This window comes from Streptomyces sp. NPDC006510, assembly GCF_040611955.1.
In the GTDB taxonomy this organism is placed as follows: Bacteria; Actinomycetota; Actinomycetes; order Streptomycetales; family Streptomycetaceae; genus Streptomyces.
Genome location: NZ_JBEXPH010000421.1, coordinates 1 through 2055 on the forward strand (window position 1 = coordinate 1; position 2055 = coordinate 2055).

At 65.9% G+C, this 2055-nt stretch carries 2 protein-coding genes; one reads left to right on the top strand and one right to left on the bottom strand.

Annotation, left to right across the window (positions count from 1 at the left end):
* Positions 1-112: 112 nt before the first annotated feature.
* On the bottom strand, positions 113-532 hold the full coding sequence (locus ABZY11_RS44115; protein WP_356484565.1) for a helix-turn-helix domain-containing protein: 420 nt from the start codon (positions 530-532) through the stop codon (positions 113-115).
* A gap of 53 nt (positions 533-585) precedes the next feature.
* Here ABZY11_RS44115 and ABZY11_RS44120 point away from each other — a divergent pair, with 53 nt between their 5' ends.
* Positions 586-1965: an IS630 family transposase gene (locus ABZY11_RS44120; RefSeq protein ID WP_356484566.1), complete on the top strand. Its 1380-nt coding sequence runs from the start codon at positions 586-588 to the stop codon at positions 1963-1965.
* The last annotated feature ends 90 nt before the right edge of the window (positions 1966-2055 follow it).

A 2055-nucleotide genomic window follows, 5' to 3' on the forward strand; every position in this document is an offset into this window, starting at 1 on the left:
TGGCGGACCGGTCGCCGGTTCATGGGCAGCACCCAGCCACGGGAAACCGCCGCTACGCCGGAGGCGGCGATGAGCAACGCCAGCAGAACAACAGGCACGGCGAGGTAGAGCTTCATAGTCCATCCCTGCGCGTCGGACCCGCACCGACCGCCTGAGTGATCACGACACCCCTCGCACCGCGGGTCCACGCTCCCCCACGATCGCCCGAACAGGCCCGGCCGGGCCGACCGCCCACCAACCCGTCCAGCCGGTCGGCCAGGAACCGCCGACGCCAATTGCGGACCGTATCCGCCGCGACCCGAAGATCCCGCGCCACCACAACAATCGGCGGAACGTCAGGGCCTGCACACGCCAGCACGATCCGCGCCCGTAACGCCACCGCCTGCGCAGACGTCGCCCGCCGGGCCCAACGCTCCAACACCGCACGCTCATCAACGGACAACAACAACGGTTCCAGCTTCGGACCACGACGCGGTGCGGGCACACCCGAAGAAACACTCATACAGGAACTAACGATGGATCTCCGGCGCATCACACTAGTGTGATGCGCCAGAAAAGACGTTCTTAAGTCTGTAGGCTGTTTTTATGTCGCATCGAGGCCCGCGTGCTGTCGAGGTCGTACTGTCCGCTGAGGAGCGTGCGGAGTTGCTGCGCTGGGCGGGTGGCGGGGTGCCGGCCCGTGTGGCGGAGCGGGCGCGGATCGTCCTGGCCTGTGCGGACGGGGCGTCAAATACCGCTGTGGCGGCAGACTCTGGGGTCTCCGTGGAGACGGTGCGCAAGTGGCGTTCGCGGTTCGTGGCCCGGCAACTGGCGGGTCTGGCGGATGAGCCGCGGCCGGGCCGGCGCAAGCCGGACCTGGTGCTCAGCGAAGCTGAGCGGGCGGAGCTGACGCGCTGGGCGCGGCGGGCGAAGACCGCGCAGTTCCTGGCCCTGCGCGCGAAGATCGTGCTGCGGTGTGCGGAGGGCGGGACGAACAAGGAGGTCGCGGCCGAACTCGGCATCGCCCACGCGACGGTGAACCGCTGGCGCTCCAGGTTCGTCACCCTGCGTCTGGACGGGCTGATGGACGAGCCCCGCCCCGGCAGGCCGCCCTCGGTCCTGCTCGACCAGGTCGAGGACGTACTCGTGGCGACTCTGGAGTCCGTCCCGGGCAAGGACACGCACTGGTCGCGTGCCTCGATGGCGAAGCACAGTGGGCTGTCGAAATCGACCGTCGGGCGGATCTGGAAGAAGTTCGACCTCAAGCCCCACCTGCAGGACTCCTTCAAACTGTCCACCGACCCGCAGTTCGTCGCGAAGGTCGTCGACATCGTCGGCCTCTACCACCATCCGCCGGAGAAGGCGGTGGTTCTCTGCGTCGATGAAAAGAGCCAGATCCAGGCACTGGACCGCTCGCAGCCGGTACTGCCGATGATGCCGGGCATGCCCGAACGCCGCACCCACGACTACTACCGGCACGGGATCACCAGCCTGTTCGCCGCCTTCAACATCGCCGACGGCACCGTCATATCGGAACTGCACCGCCGCCACCGCGCCATCGAGTTCAAGAAGTTCCTGATCCGGATCGACAAGGCCGTGCCCACCGGCCTCGACGTCCACCTGGTCTGTGACAATTACGCCACCCACAACACCGCCGAGATCAAGACGTGGCTGGGTAAACACCCCCGCTTCCACGTCCACTTCACCCCCACCGGCTCCTCGTGGATGAACCAGGTCGAGCGCTGGTTCGGCCTGCTGACAGACAAACTCATCCGCCGCGTCGTCCATACCTCCGTGACAGCCCTGGAGAAGGACATCACCGCCTGGATCGACACCCGGAACGAGAACCCGCAGCCGTTCACCTGGACCAAGACCGCCGACGAGATCCTCAAGTCCCTCGCTGACTACCTCACCAAAATCAGCCCACCCAGCACCGAAAACCAGCGCAGCACACTTAAGACTGTCTTTTCTGGCGCATCACACTAGGGTGCGTATCGAGTCGTGATCAATCTGCGGGATGTGCCTTCGTGGCACGGTCTGGTCCGGTAGACCGTCGTACGTGACGCGAGTGCAACT